Annotated in this window: 13 protein-coding genes and 3 tRNA genes; 1 reads left to right on the forward strand and 15 read right to left on the reverse strand. The window is 53.0% G+C overall.

The window, feature by feature from the left end; genetic code table 11:
• Window positions 1-20 precede the first annotated feature (20 nt).
• The 12 genes from nsrR to nnr form a co-directional block, all read right to left on the reverse strand.
• Window positions 21-446, reverse strand: a complete 426-nt coding sequence (nsrR, locus tag HV345_RS21090) for a nitric oxide-sensing transcriptional repressor NsrR (RefSeq protein ID WP_003025609.1) — start codon at window positions 444-446, stop codon at window positions 21-23.
• Between the two features lie 216 nt (window positions 447-662).
• Complete coding sequence (gene purA / locus HV345_RS21095) at window positions 663-1,961, reverse strand: adenylosuccinate synthase (RefSeq protein WP_003025606.1); 1,299 nt, start codon at window positions 1,959-1,961, stop codon at window positions 663-665.
• 102 nt (window positions 1,962-2,063) lie between these two features.
• Window positions 2,064-2,261, reverse strand: a complete 198-nt coding sequence (locus tag HV345_RS21100) for a DUF2065 family protein (protein ID WP_047358897.1) — start codon at window positions 2,259-2,261, stop codon at window positions 2,064-2,066.
• Window positions 2,262-2,343: 82 nt separating this feature from the next.
• Window positions 2,344-3,348 carry a protease modulator HflC gene (gene hflC, locus HV345_RS21105; RefSeq protein ID WP_016155510.1) on the reverse strand — a complete coding sequence of 335 codons (1,005 nt, stop codon included), beginning with the start codon at window positions 3,346-3,348 and terminating at the stop codon, window positions 2,344-2,346.
• Between the two features lie 2 nt (window positions 3,349-3,350).
• Entirely contained in the window at window positions 3,351-4,604 is a 1,254-nt protein-coding gene (gene hflK, locus HV345_RS21110; RefSeq protein WP_016151416.1) for an FtsH protease activity modulator HflK, read from the reverse strand.
• A gap of 189 nt (window positions 4,605-4,793) precedes the next feature.
• The gene (gene hflX, locus HV345_RS21115; protein ID WP_016151415.1) at window positions 4,794-6,074 is read right to left on the reverse strand and encodes a ribosome rescue GTPase HflX; all 1,281 of its coding nucleotides are present in this window, start codon (window positions 6,072-6,074) and stop codon (window positions 4,794-4,796) included.
• Window positions 6,075-6,148: 74 nt separating this feature from the next.
• Window positions 6,149-6,457: an RNA chaperone Hfq gene (gene hfq / locus HV345_RS21120; protein ID WP_003025584.1), complete on the reverse strand. Its 309-nt coding sequence runs from the start codon at window positions 6,455-6,457 to the stop codon at window positions 6,149-6,151.
• A gap of 84 nt (window positions 6,458-6,541) precedes the next feature.
• The gene (gene miaA, locus HV345_RS21125; RefSeq protein WP_016151413.1) at window positions 6,542-7,492 is read right to left on the reverse strand and encodes a tRNA (adenosine(37)-N6)-dimethylallyltransferase MiaA; all 951 of its coding nucleotides are present in this window, start codon (window positions 7,490-7,492) and stop codon (window positions 6,542-6,544) included.
• Window positions 7,485-9,347 carry a DNA mismatch repair endonuclease MutL gene (mutL, locus tag HV345_RS21130; protein WP_019078200.1) on the reverse strand — a complete coding sequence of 621 codons (1,863 nt, stop codon included), beginning with the start codon at window positions 9,345-9,347 and terminating at the stop codon, window positions 7,485-7,487. The genes miaA and mutL overlap by 8 nt, the downstream gene beginning before the upstream one ends.
• Window positions 9,348-9,356: 9 nt before the next feature.
• Complete coding sequence (gene amiB / locus HV345_RS21135) at window positions 9,357-10,688, reverse strand: N-acetylmuramoyl-L-alanine amidase AmiB (RefSeq protein ID WP_019078199.1); 1,332 nt, start codon at window positions 10,686-10,688, stop codon at window positions 9,357-9,359.
• A gap of 16 nt (window positions 10,689-10,704) precedes the next feature.
• Complete coding sequence (gene tsaE / locus HV345_RS21140; RefSeq protein WP_016151410.1) at window positions 10,705-11,166, reverse strand: tRNA (adenosine(37)-N6)-threonylcarbamoyltransferase complex ATPase subunit type 1 TsaE; 462 nt, start codon at window positions 11,164-11,166, stop codon at window positions 10,705-10,707.
• Window positions 11,138-12,685 (reverse strand): bifunctional ADP-dependent NAD(P)H-hydrate dehydratase/NAD(P)H-hydrate epimerase, encoded by a 1,548-nt coding sequence (gene nnr, locus HV345_RS21145; protein WP_181636022.1) that lies wholly within the window; start codon window positions 12,683-12,685, stop codon window positions 11,138-11,140. Before nnr ends, tsaE begins: the two co-directional genes overlap by 29 nt.
• On the opposite strand from nnr, the gene queG reads away from it, so the two are divergent.
• A complete protein-coding gene (gene queG, locus HV345_RS21150) occupies window positions 12,684-13,823 on the forward strand; it encodes a tRNA epoxyqueuosine(34) reductase QueG (protein ID WP_181636023.1) in 1,140 nt (379 codons plus the stop codon). The two genes, nnr and queG, sit on opposite strands and share 2 nt — an antisense overlap.
• Window positions 13,824-14,092: 269 nt before the next feature.
• On the opposite strand, the gene HV345_RS21155 is transcribed toward queG, so the two are convergent.
• The 3 genes from HV345_RS21155 to HV345_RS21165 form a co-directional block, all read right to left on the reverse strand.
• Window positions 14,093-14,168 (reverse strand) — tRNA-Gly (locus tag HV345_RS21155).
• A 43-nt stretch (window positions 14,169-14,211) separates the two neighbouring features.
• Window positions 14,212-14,287, reverse strand: a tRNA-Gly gene (locus tag HV345_RS21160).
• A 156-nt stretch (window positions 14,288-14,443) separates the two neighbouring features.
• Window positions 14,444-14,519, reverse strand: a tRNA-Gly gene (locus HV345_RS21165).
• Window positions 14,520-14,589: the final 70 nt, after the last annotated feature.

Here is a 14,589-nt window from a genome sequence, read left to right on the forward strand (position 1 = left end):
AGCTCTGATGAAGATTTTCGTCACTCCACCAGCAATAATTTATAAAGCGGTTGATTCTCTTCAACCAAATCAGCAAGTGTGTAGTTGTCCAGTTCCGTGAGAAAACTTTGCACTGCCTTAGAAAGCGCCTGTTTAAGTCGACAGGCTGGGGTAATGTGGCAAAACTCGCTGCTACAATTGACCAACGATAGTGGTTCCAGCTCGCGAACCACATCACCAATACCAATATCCTTAGCTGGTTTACCCAGGCGGATACCGCCATTTTTTCCTCGAATAGCAGTAACGAAGCCCGCACGGCTAAGTTGATTGATTATTTTGACCATATGATTACGGGACACGCCGTAGACTTCTGTCACCTCAGAAATACTGGTCATACGTCCTTCGGGAAGTGACGCCATGTAGATTAGCGCACGTAATCCGTAATCGGTGAAACTTGTTAACTGCACATCAACCTCAGGAAAAGGGATAAAACGGATAAACCTGGTGGTATTAATTACATTGATGATAAACCAGCCACCAGCCAGGTCGCTAATTTATTTCAGTTCAGGAAGGAAAAAAGCGAGGAACTTACGTGATTTTAAGCCGGATTATGATGCAAAGCGCCTCATCCGGCCTAAGATAGTGCAAGCGCAGCGCCATTCGACGCCACGCTATAACCAGAATTATGCGTCGAACGGGTCGCGCAGGATCATGGTTTCAGTACGGTCTGGGCCAGTTGAGATAATATCAATCGGCACACCGGTCAGTTCTTCAATACGCTTGATGTAGTTCAGTGCTGCCTGCGGCAGACCGCTACGTTCCTTCACACCGAAGGTGGATTCAGACCAGCCCGGCATGGTTTCGTAGATCGGCTCGATACCTTTCCAGTCGTCTGCAGCCAGCGGGGTAGTCGTTACTTCACGGCCATCCGGCATACGATAAGCGACACAGATTTTCACCTCTTTCAAACCGTCCAGTACGTCCAGTTTGGTCAGGCAGAAGCCAGACAGGGAGTTAATCTGTACTGCACGGCGTACCGCAACGGAGTCCAGCCAACCGGTGCGACGACGACGACCGGTGGTCGCGCCATACTCGTTACCTTGTTTGCACAGGAACTCGCCAACGTCATCAAACAGCTCAGTCGGGAACGGACCCGCGCCTACACGTGTAGAGTAAGCTTTAATGATACCCAGAACGTAATCCACATAACGTGGACCCAGGCCGGAACCGGTCGCCACGCCACCTGCGGTGGTGTTGGAAGACGTTACGTACGGATAGGTACCGTGGTCGATATCCAGCAGGGTACCCTGTGCGCCTTCGAACATGACGAAATCGCCACGCTTACGCGCCTGGTCCAGCAGATCGGAAACATCAACAACCATAGAGGTCAGGATGTCGGCAATCGCCATCACATCATCCAGCACTTTCTGGTAGTCAACTGCTTCAACTTTATAGAAATTCACCAGCTGGAAGTTGTGATATTCCATCACTTCTTTCAGTTTTTCAGCGAAGGTTGCTTTATCAAACAGATCGCCAACGCGCAGACCGCGACGAGCTACTTTGTCTTCATAAGCCGGACCGATGCCACGACCGGTAGTACCGATCGCTTTCTCGCCACGCGCTTTCTCACGAGCATTATCCAACGCAACGTGATAATCAAGGATCAGCGGACAAGCTTCAGACAACAGCAGGCGCTCGCGAACCGGGATGCCACGATCTTCCAGTCCTTTCATTTCTTTCATCAGCGCGGACGGAGACAGTACAACACCGTTACCGATGATGCTGATGACATTCTCGCGAAGAATACCTGATGGAATAAGATGGAGGACGGTTTTTTCACCGTTGATTACGAGAGTATGGCCTGCGTTGTGACCACCCTGGTAGCGCACAACATATTTAGCCCGTTCAGTCAGAAGATCGACGATCTTCCCTTTACCTTCGTCACCCCATTGGGTGCCCAGTACGACGACGTTGTTACCCATTTTTCAAAATCACCGTTTGCTTAAAAATGGATTCTACCACCGCTTTTTCAGATATACAGCACTTTTTGCATGCGAAAATCCGCAAAATAGGCTACTTATTGATCAGCCAATCGTTTTCCTCAACATGTAGTAGACCACAACGCCCGCAACCACAAGACCTCCACCAAAACGACGCAAAGTATTTTCGGGAAGTTGCACCATTGCGGAAATCATTTTCTTCCACGCGCGGGGATAAAGCATAGGGCCCAGGCCTTCCAGCACCAAAACCAGCGCGAGCGCCAGCAAAATTGTTGAATTCATCCATCGTCCTTTTATAAAAAGAAAACCACCGCATCCCTGGGGATGCCGGTGGTTTTGCTGGTTTAAAACCGCTGGAACTTTATTAGCGTGTCGTAGTGCTCGGTGTCTTCATGTAGCGGAAGAAATCGCTGTCCGGGCTCATGACCATCACGTCCTGGTTGCCTTCGAAGCTCTTCTCGTAAGCACGCAGGCTACGGATGAAGGCGTAGAAGTCAGGATCCTGGCTGAACGCATCGGCAAACAGTTTAGCGGCTTCTGCATCGCCTTCACCGCGCATGATGCGGCCTTGACGCTCAGATTCTGCCAGCGTTTTAGTCACTTCATAATCCGCCGTGGCACGCAGTTTTTCCGCTTCTTCCTGACCTTGTGAACGATGGCGACGCGCTACCGCTTCACGCTCAGCGCGCATACGGTTGTAGATAGCCTCAGACACTTCAGCAGGCAGGTTGATTTGCTTGATACGCACGTCAACCACTTCGATGCCCAATGCCGCCATACTGTTCGGGTTGATGACCGGTACTTTACCGTTTGTTTCAGCCTGAACACGCTCAGCCGCTTCGGCAATCGCGCTATCTGCCGCTGGTGTCGCGACTTCATCTTCCGTGCCAGCAGAACCGGAGTTTAGCGCATCACGAACTTCCAGCGTCAGACGACCGCGGGAATCGGTAACGATGTCTTTCACGTCCAGACGACCAATTTCAGAACGCAGACGGTCAGAGAACTTACGTTTCAGCAGGACTTCTGCCTGAGAAACATCGCCACCGCCCGTTGCCAGGTAGTAACGGCTAAAGTCACTGATGCGCCACTTAATGTAGGAGTCAACGATCAGGTCTTTCTTCTCTTTGGTAACAAAGCGATCGGCCTGGTTGTCCATGGTCTGAATACGCGCATCCAGCATCTTCACAGATTCAATAAACGGAATCTTGAAGTGCAGGCCTGGTGCCACAACCAGCGGCTTGTTTTCATCGTCACGCAGAACTTTACCAAAGCGCAGAGTAATCCCGCGCTCGCCTTCTTTGACCACAAAGACAGACATGAACAGAACTACCAGAACGATGATGATAATCGCAATAACTGACTTACGCATCGTTATTCCCCCTGACGCTGGTAGTCGTTACGCTGCGCGTTCGCGCGGCGTTGGTCCATAATATCGCCCTGACTGGTGGACGAGGTATTGCTTGCTCCAGTGCCGGACGTCGTTGCTGGCGGCAGACGCAGCAGGTTTGAACTGCTGTCACTCTTTGCTGCTGGCGCACTACCGCCTTTCAGCATTTGATCCAGCGGCAGAACCATCAGATTGCTGCCCTTATCGTTAACCAGGACTTTGCGGGTATTGCTCAGCACTTTTTCCATGGTTTCGATATACAGACGCTCGCGAGTAATTTGCGGTGCGGCTTTATATTCCGGCAGAATTTTTGCGAAACGAGCCACTTCACCCTGTGCTTCCAGGATGGTTCGCGTTTTGTAAGCACGCGCTTCTTCCAGAATACGCTGCGCCTGACCGTTAGCACGTGGCTGAACTTCGTTGGTGTACGCTTCTGCTTCACGGATGTACTGCTGCTCGTTTTCACGTGCTGCAATGGCATCGTCAAACGCGGCTTTTACTTCTTCCGGCGGACGTGCTGCCTGGAAGTTGACGTCCAGCAGGGTGATACCCATGTTGTACGGACGGATCGTTTCTTCCAGTTCACGCTGGGTATCGCTACGAATAACGGTACGCCCTTCGGTCAGGATACGGTCCATGGTGTATTTACCGATAACCCCACGCAGGGCGCTGTCGGTTGCCTGACGCAGACTGTCATCCGCGCTGGTTACGCTAAACAGGTAACGCTGCGGATCGGTCACGCGGTACTGCACGTTCATTTCAACGCGTACGACGTTTTCGTCAGAGGTCAGCATCACGCCGGATGCGGCAAGTTCACGCACGGCTTCCACGTTGACCGGCGTCACTTCGTCGACAAAGGTCGGTTTCCAGTTCAGACCCGGTTCAACCAAATGGCTGAATTTACCGAAGCGTGTCACCACGCCGCGTTCCGCTTCTTTAATGGTGTAGAAACCGCTGGCCGCCCAGATAATGACGATAGCTGCCGCTGCGATAGTAAAAACTCGACCACCCAATTGCGGACGCGGGCCTTGCGATGAGCTACCGCCGCCAGAACCAGCACCTTTACCGCCACCCAGACCACCGAGCTTTTTACTCAGTTTGCGGAAGATATCATCCAGATCGGGAGGTCCCTGATCGCGACCACCTTTGTTTCCATTTCCCTCAGGGTTGCCGCCAGGTTTGCTGCTTCCCCACGGGTCGCGGTCTTGTCCGTTATTACCGGGCTGATTCCACGCCATTTTTGTGCTCCATATTTGTTATGCGATGCTATACCTGCGTATTTTGCGCTGCCGATGCGTTGGCTACGCCCTTTAATCTCAGTCACATAGTTGACTATGCTCCTGAAGATTTCAGGACTTGCCACCTTCATGCTGCACAAAACCCACAAGGTATAGAGGCGAAAAAATCTTCAGGCCATATCCGTCAGGTCAGACAATATAGTCTTCCAGTGCCGGTTCTTGTTTACAGAGGCGACGCCAGTCTACGATCGGCATACGAACCTGCAGACCTACGCTGCCGTCCTCCTCCATCCACTCTCTTTCTATTGCCTGAAGTTGGTAAAACCGGCTTCTCAGACGCCCTTCCTGCGGCGGCAAACGCAACGTATGCTGCGCCACCTCACCGGAAAGTCGCTCAGTCAAAGCCTGAAAAAGCTGTGGTATACCTATTCCCGTTTGCGCTGAAACCCAAACGCGAATGGGTTTATTCTCTTCATCTCTGTCGATACGTGGTTCAAAATCATCCAGCATATCGATTTTATTCATCACCAGCAGAGTCGGGATCTCATGCGCATCGATCTCTTCGAGCACCGTGTCGACGGCCTCGATGTTTTCCTGCACACGAAAATCTGCAGCATCAATAACATGCAGCAGCAATGTCGCCTGACGCGTTTCCTGCAGGGTGGCTTTAAACGCCGCCACCAGGTCGTGCGGCAAATGACGGATAAACCCTACGGTATCCGCCAGCACGGTTTCACCGACGTCCGCTACGTCTATACGGCGCAGCGTTGGGTCCAGGGTCGCAAACAGCTGATCCGCTGCGTAAACCCGGGCTTCGGTGATCTGGTTGAACAGGGTGGATTTTCCGGCGTTGGTATATCCCACCAGTGATACGGTTGGGACATCCGCTTTCTTGCGCGACTGTCGCCCCTGCTCACGTTGCTTTTCAACTTTTTCCAGGCGCGACTGTATTTGCAAAATGCGATTACGCAGCAAACGACGGTCGGTTTCGAGCTGGGTTTCACCCGGACCGCGCAAACCAATCCCGCCCTTTTGCCTTTCAAGGTGGGTCCAGCCACGGACCAGACGAGTAGCCATATGGCGCAACTGCGCCAGCTCAACCTGCAACTTACCCTCATGGGTGCGCGCACGCTGGGCAAAAATATCTAAAATAAGACCTGTCCTGTCGATAACAAGACACTGGCACAACTGTTCCAGGTTACGTTCCTGGGCGGGGCTTAGAGCATGATCAAAAATCACCACCGCAGCGCCAGTCGCTTTTACGGCTTCCGCAATTTCGATTGCCTTACCTTCACCAACAAAATACTTCGGGTGCGGTGCTTTACGGCTCCCGGTAATCACCTGCATTGCTTCGACACCGGCGGAAGAAACCAGAGATTCAAACTCCTGGAGGTCTTCCATATCTTTGTCTTGCGAAAAATAGATGTGTACCAGTACCGCCTGCTCACCGGCATCATAACGGTCAAACAAGCGTCAACCCCTTAATATATATCAACGGGGAACGCAGGATCGCTGGCTCCCCGTGTGTAAAACAGCTAACAACCTTATTCGGTTTCTTCGCTGTCCTGTTGCGCAGATGAACCTTGCGCGTTGCTACCGTGATGGTAGTTGCTGCCAGTGCCGCCGGTGGCATTATTGCTGTGATGAGAAACCGGGCGAGACGGGACAACAGTAGAAATCGCGTGCTTATAAACCATCTGGCTGACCGTGTTTTTCAACAGGATCACGAACTGATCAAAAGACTCGATTTGACCTTGCAGCTTAATACCATTCACCAAATAAATAGAAACTGGAACACGTTCCCGACGCAGTGCGTTCAGGAACGGATCTTGTAAAGATTGCCCCTTAGCCATTCTCTCTTTTCCTTATATGCTTATTTGTACTTTGAACCTTTCGATTCTGAAAAATTGCGCACGATACGTTTCAATTGTACACATTCAGTTCGCGATAGCACCAACAACCTGTAATACTTCGTTTCGCGCCTGGTCAGGCTTTTCACTGTCAAGCCAGTGCACCCCTTCCCAACCACGCAACCAGGTTACCTGTCGTTTCGCCAACTGCCTCGTGGCGCAAACACCTCTATAAACCATTTCATCGTATGAAATTTCGCCTTCAATGTATGACCACATCTGGCGATACCCTACACAACGAATGGAAGGCAAATCCGTATGCAAATCTCCACGGGCAAATAGCGCCCGGACTTCTGCTTCAAAACCTGAAGCCAACATCTGATGAAAACGCTGCTCAATTCGCTGATGGAGCAGTTCACGGCTCGCCGGGGCGATAGCAAACTGATGCACCTGATACGGCAAAGCATCTCCTGACGTTTGCGTCAGCTCCGTTAAAGTTTTACCCGAAATGAAAAAAACTTCCAGTGCCCGGGAAAGTCTTTGCGGATCATTTGGATGAATACGCGCCGCAGCCACCGGATCTATTTCCTGAAGCTGTCGGTGTAACGCGTCCCACCCATGCTCTGCCGCCTGCTGCTCAATTCTGGCCCTGACTTCCGGATCTGCCGACGGTAACGGCGACAGCCCTTCAAGCAAGGCTTTGAAATATAACATTGTGCCGCCCACCAGCAGCGGAATACGCCCCGCGGCGGTGATATCGGCCATCTCGGCTAACGCATCGCGGCGAAAATCCGCAGCAGAGTACGCCTGGGACGGATCGCGGATATCCAGCAACCGGTGCGGCGCGGCCTGTAATTCATCTGCATCAGGCTTGGCTGTACCGATATCCATCCCCTTGTAAATAAGGGCGGAATCAACGCTTATCAACTCTACAGGCAAAACTTTACGCAATTCAATTGCCAGTGCCGTTTTACCGGAGGCCGTCGGCCCCATCAAAAAAATCGCCTTTGGCAGGCTCGCCTTACGGGTATCACTCATGTTTCAGGGCATTCATTACCGAATGTAAATCAACAGGTTGTAACAAACCACCCGGCGGCGCCTTCACGAGTTGTGGACAAAGCCGCTCAACATCCGCTAACAGCGTAATCGCCTGAGCCATGCTCCACTGCGGATGCTCGCTAATCAGATTACGTGCAATCCACTGTGCAATATTGCCCGGTTCGAATTCGGACTGCTGCGCCAGGTAGCCTATCAGTTCAGGAATCAAGATTTGTAAATTTTGTTGGCGTAAGGGTAAAGGCACCGCCCGGATGGTCACATGCTGTGCATCCAGTTGAAATTCAATACCCAACTCAGCCAGTTGGCTCTGCCCTTTTTGCAGCGCCGCTTTTTCATCAGCGTTTACTTTTAGACGTAAAGGGATCAGTAACGGCTGAGCGCAAACGACGCCCTGGTCCGGCGTTAACTGCGCCTGACGTAGCCAACGTTCCGCCACCGGCAATGCCAGCAACCGAATATGACCATCGCATTCGAGTAATGCGCAGTCCGTACCGACAATGGTTAGCACCCGCCCAAAGCCCTGACTGCTGCCGGATAAAGGAGCTGATGGCGTTTCAGAAACCGGCGTTTTACGCGGCGGAACCGGCGTCTGTAGCAGTTGCTGATAAATCTCACCCTGCTGCTTTTGATATCCAGGCTGGGCATGAGGCCAACTGGCCCCCGTCTGACGGCCACCACTACTGCCAGCGCCAGCAGATGCTGAGTAACGCGGTGTCGCAGGTTCACGCGCCGGGGCCGGTTCGGCAAAATGGTTACGCCCGGCCGCGACGCGGTTTTCTGGGATGTGCCTTGGCGCGGGCTCGTCATCATCAGCCAACGGCAGCGGCGTTTCAAGCTGCTGTTGCAGGACGCTCAACACGCCCTGGTAAATAAAATCATGCACCAGGCGGGACTGATGAAAACGGACCTCATGTTTGGCGGGATGTACGTTAACATCCACCTGATGCGGGTCGATTTCCAGATACAACACAAAAGCGGGCTGCTGATCGGCTCCCAGCTTATCTTCACAGGCCTGACGAATAGCATGGTTGATCAACCGGTCGCGCATCATCCGGCCATTCACATAGCAGTACTGGATTTCCGCCAGCGCCGCCGTTGTGTGGTTAGGATCGGCCACCCAGCCGCGCAGCGTTAAATCGCCATGCTGCCATTCAATCGCCAGCGCATGTTCCAGAAACGGCGTGCCGCAAATCGCGCCCAGTCGGCGCTCTTGCTGCCCATCCGCAGCCACTGCCCGGTACTGACGCACCACTTTGCCGTTGTGCGACAAATTAATCGTCACATCAAAACGTGCCAGCGCAATGCGGCGGATTATTTCGTCGATATGATTAAATTCAGTTTTCTCGGTGCGCATAAACTTGCGCCGCGCCGGAGTGTTGTAGAACAGATCTAACACCTCCAGCGTGGTTCCCACCGGATGCGCAGCGGGTTTAACCGTCACATCCATGTCGCGCCCTTCGGCATAGGCTTGCCAGGCTTCAGGTTGTTCTTGCGTACGCGACGTCAGGGTTAAACGAGAAACGGAGCTGATACTGGCCAGCGCTTCGCCGCGAAACCCGAGGCTCACGATGGCTTCGAGATCGTCAAGCGAGGAAATTTTACTGGTGGCATGACGCGCCAGCGCCAGCGCCAGCTCGTCTTTTTTAATCCCGCAGCCGTTGTCACGAATACGGATAAGCTTCGCGCCGCCGCGCTCAATATCAATATCAATGCGCGTCGCACCGGCATCGATACTGTTTTCCACCAGCTCCTTCACCACTGACGCAGGCCGTTCTACCACCTCGCCTGCGGCAATCTGGTTCGCCAGCTGTGGCGGTAGAACCTGAATCGGCATGGCTAATCCTTAATTTGTTAACGTGTTGCCAGGCGATACCGCACTCGCGGTTTGCGCCGGTGTGCCCTGAGGCCCGGTTTGCATCGGGTGCGCCTGGAAATAGTTACGCAATCCTTTGTAAATTGCCTCGGCCAGCTGCTGCTGGTAGTCATCACTCGCCAACAGACGCTCTTCGCTGTTGTTACTGATAAAGCCGGTTTCAACCAGCACTGACGGGATATCAGGCGAACGTAATACCCCAAGGCTGGCGTGTTCCGGACGACGCTTATGCATCGAGCCAATACGTTCTAACTGGCCGATCATGCTGGTCGCTACATCATACCCAACGCGTTGCGAATGACCGAACTGCAGATCCAACACGGCCTGGCTGAGATAAGGATCGGACTGGCTGTTTGCCAGCACATCGCCCGCCCCACCCAACAGTTCCGATTGCTTTTCGTGCTGTTCCAGCCAGCCGGCCATCTCACTGTTTGCCCGACGGTTTGACAGTACCCAGACGGAAGCACCAGTGGCATCCCGGTTTGGTGCGGCATCTGCATGTATAGAGACCAGGAAGTTGGCGTTTTGTTTACGCGCAACGTCTGAACGCCCCATCACCGAGATAAAGTAATCGCCATCACGGGTGAGTACGCCTTTAAACATCGGGTCATCATTGAGCAAACTGCGCAGTTTACGCGCCACGGCAATCGTGACGTTTTTCTCACGTGTGCCACCGGGACCAATAGCGCCAGGATCCTGCCCGCCGTGTCCGGCATCAATGGCGATAACTACTTTTTCGCCGTTACTGGTACTGGCGCGCGCCGCAGGTCGTGTGGAGGTATTACTGTTGGTTACCATCGTGGTGCGATCGTTTTCCGCTTTAAACGGATTACGCGCAGGCTCGGCAGGGCGCGGGGCGATAACCGGCGCTTCAACACGCTTCGCAACCACTGGAGGTGGTGGAGGCGGCGGAGGCGCATCAGCTTTGATGGTAAACACGACGGTATAATTGCCGCCGTTCTGGCGTTTTACGGCTTCGGCTTTGCCGTTCTCGGTTAAATCCACCACCAGGCGCAGAGACTGCGCATCTTTTGGCGTGCCGGAACGGATAGATTTCACCAGATTATTGCCGCTAAACAGCAGCGGTAACCCCTGAATCACACCGGTTTGTTTAATATCCAACGCGACGGTTCGTTTCCCGTCCTGCGAAACTGCGTATTCAGGATCGCCAATAAAGCTCAGCGTAATCCGCGCTTGTTGATCGCCATTGGACACCTGAAGATCGGAGAGGCTGGCGGCCCCTGCCTGCGCGCACAGCAGGACCAGTGTTGCCATCAGCCAGTTTCTGATGCGATAAATCATCCCGCCACCCTTAAGGTTAATCGGCTAAACGCGCCAGCAATAAATCACCCGATGAGGAGACTGCGCTTATGCGCGCCTCTCGACCTTGCGCCTGATATTCAATGTGTATTTCGACGTCCGGGTCTGGCAGTACACCTTTACCTTGTTGCGGCCATTCCACCAGGCAGATGGCGTCATTGGCAAAATAATCGCGGATCCCCATAAATTCCAGCTCCTCTGGGTCCGCAAGTCGGTACAGATCGAAGTGATATACCATCAAATTATCGAGCGAATAAGGTTCAACCAGCGTATAGGTGGGGCTTTTTACATTTCCTTTGTGACCTAACGCCTGCAGGAATCCCCGGCTGAAAGTGGTTTTACCCGCCCCCAGGTCGCCGTACAAATAAATTACCGTCGCGCCATCACAGGCTTTGGCTACCCGCAGTCCCAGGTCTAAAGTCGCCTGCTCATCAGGTAGTGGAATTACTCGATTCATCATGATAAACGTCAATCACATCAGGGTTAACAATACGCTGTAGCGTGGTAAAGAGATCTGTCGCCAGCATGCCGCGCGTACCAAAACGCGCCGCCAGCACATCCGCCGCCGCACCGTGTGCGACACATCCCGCACATGCCGCATCATACGGGGTAAGCTTCTGTCCGAGCAATGCGCCAATAATACCGGAAAGCACATCACCCATTCCGCCGCTGGCCATTCCAGCATTGCCGGTATCAATAATACCCAATTCGGCCTGTTCGGCAGCAACAACCGTACCCGCGCCTTTCAGCACGACGACGCCTCCGTACCGTTTTACCAGACGTTGTGCGCAAAGTAATCGATCGTCTTCAATTTCTGCAATGGAACAGCCCAGAAGTCGCGCGGCTTCACCAGGATGCGGCGTGATCACGCGATTGTGACGTTTATCGGGGTTGATTGCCAGCAGGTTCAGCGCATCCGCATCCCAGAGCATCGGTTTGCGAAAATTCTCTACCTTTTGCAGCGCTTTTTTACCCCATTCCTGCTGACCAAGCCCTGGTCCTATCACCACAACATCCGCCCACGCCAGGCTCTCTTCCAGAGTCTGCGGCGTCAGCGTATCGACCATCAGTTCCGGTCTGGCAGTCAGAATAGGCGCAATATTTTCACTTCGGGTCAGCACTTTGACCAACCCGGCTCCTGCACGCAGCGCCGCTTCACCGGCCATGCGTATTGCGCCAGCCGTGCCGTGGTCTCCACCGATGATCACCAGCCGACCGTGGGAGCCTTTGTGCGAGGTGGGTCGACGCGGCGTTAACCAGTGTACAAGCTGTTGAGCATCAAACCGTTGCAGCGGCGCGTTCTGTCCCGCCAGCCAGTCGTCCAGTCCGAGTGCGTTAACATGCAGGCGTCCGGTGACATCGCGCGCTTTACCGGTTAGCAGACCAGGCTTTAACGCAATAAAGGTCACGGTGTGCGCAGCATTGATAACCGCACCCGGCGCCGCGCCCGTCTGCGCCAGCAGGCCGGATGGAATGTCTATCGCCACGACAGGGGCAGGATGGTGATTGGCACGTTCGATCAATGCCGAGAGAGGCTCACGCGGCGCGTGTTTTAAGCCCGTGCCTGACAGCGCATCAATAATGATGTCCACGCGATCTGGCCAATTGATATCCGCAGCATGAATGACGCCACCGGCGTTAAGCCAGGCGTCGCGCGCCTGCTGTGCTTCCTCAGGGAGCGCTTTATCACTCTCCTGTGCCAGCAACGTAATATCAAGCCCCTGAGCTTTGGCAAGCCTTGCCACCACGTAACCATCACCACCGTTGTTGCCATGACCACATAGCACCAGCCAGTGCTGAGCGTTTGGATATGTCTTGCGGGTGACCTGAAACGCCGCCTCTCCCGCCCGTTGCATCAGCTCGTACAACGTCAGTCCTAAACTGTCTGCCGCCTCTCGCTCCATCCACCTGATGTCATCGGCGTGCCAAATGGAGTGTGGTATACTTGCGGGGTTTTTCTTCATTGTATGGTCCGTCATGTCAGAGCCCCTCGATCTCAATCAGTTAGCGCAAAATATTAAGCAGTGGGGGCTGGAGCTTGGCTTTCAGCAGGTCGGTATTGCCGATACCGACCTCAGCGAAGCGGAGCCCAAACTGCAGGCCTGGCTGGATAAACACTATCACGGCGAGATGGACTGGATGGCCCGTCACGGCATGATGCGCGCCCGACCTCACGAATTATTACCCGGTACGTTACGTGTCATCAGCGTACGTATGAACTATCTTCCTGCCAATGCGGCCTTTGCCAGCACGTTGAAAAACCCCTCTCTGGGTTACGTCAGCCGTTACGCGCTTGGGCGCGACTACCATAAACTGCTACGTAACCGCTTAAAAAAGCTGGGAGAGAGGATTCAACAGCACTGCGTTTCGCTGAATTTTAGACCTTTTGTCGATTCTGCGCCCATTCTTGAGCGTCCATTAGCGGAAAAATCCGGGCTTGGCTGGACAGGTAAGCACTCACTTATCCTCAATCGCGAAGCTGGTTCATTTTTCTTTCTCGGGGAATTACTGATCGATTTGCCCCTGCCGGTCGACAACCCAGTAGAAGAAGGATGCGGGAAATGCGTCGCCTGTATGACCATCTGTCCCACTGGGGCCATCGTTGAACCCTACACGGTAGATGCGCGCCGCTGTATCTCTTATCTCACTATCGAACTGGAAGGCCCGATCCCGGAAGAATTTCGTCCCCTGTTGGGGAATCGAATTTACGGCTGCGATGATTGCCAGCTCATTTGCCCGTGGAACCGTTACTCGCAGTTGACGACAGAGGATGACTTCAACCCACGCAAACAGCTTCATGCTCCGGAGTTAATAGAGCTGTTTAGCTGGAGCGAAGCGTGGTTTTTAAAAGTCACGGAGGGGTCTGCTATTCGTCGTATTGGTCACCTGCGCTGGCTGCGAAATATCGCCGTTGCGCTGGGTAATGCCCCATGGGATGAAGCCGTTATTCACGCGCTGGAAAGTCGCAGAGGTGAGCACCCACTTCTCGACGAACACATAGAGTGGGCGGTTGCTCAGCAAATCGAGAAGCGAAATGCCTGCGTAGTTGAAGTGCAGTTACCGAAGAAACAACGTTTGGTCAGGGTCATTGAAAAGGGTCTGCCGCGTGACGCTTAAGTCATCCACAGCTTGTGTATAAAAATAAAAACACATTGATATTCAAGAGGGAAAAAATCGTCAAGTGATCGCATTAACAATTTGAAATGATAATTAATTCAATATTTTCAAATAGTTAAAATGATACTATTCACCCGACTAAGTTTTTTGCATTCCAGGAATAATACCCGAGCCTGTGGATAAGTCTGTTTACAAGAGTATGTCAATGACGAAACAAAACGTCCCCAACGTATTTATTCGCTGTGGATATTTTTATTGGGGTAAGAATTTGGAGCGGGAAACGAGACTCGAACTCGCGACCCCGACCTTGGCAAGGTCGTGCTCTACCAACTGAGCTATTCCCGCTTGGGTGTGTCTGTGCTTTGTAGACATAAGCACTTTCAAATTTTGGAGCGGGAAACGAGACTCGAACTCGCGACCCCGACCTTGGCAAGGTCGTGCTCTACCAACTGAGCTATTCCCGCTTAATCTTCGTCTTTCGAACCGCTACTGCGTTAGCTGCCTTCATTCGCCTAAGTCACTTACTTTAGTAAGCTCCTAAGGATTCATTCAGTTTTCGCCTTGTCGCAATTCGAAATTCTGCGATTGGTGGTCTGTGCTTTACAAGCACTTTCAAATTTTGGAGCGGGAAACGAGACTCGAACTCGCGACCCCGACCTTGGCAAGGTCGTGCTCTACCAACTGAGCTATTCCCGCAAATTTGTACTGCTTTTGCTGCTGCCGTAACGTGTAATTCTCTGTCGTTACGGGAGGCGCATTATACGAG

The sequence above is a fragment of the Citrobacter sp. RHBSTW-00986 genome, from assembly GCF_013783065.1.
GTDB lineage: Bacteria > Pseudomonadota > Gammaproteobacteria > Enterobacterales > Enterobacteriaceae > Citrobacter > Citrobacter braakii.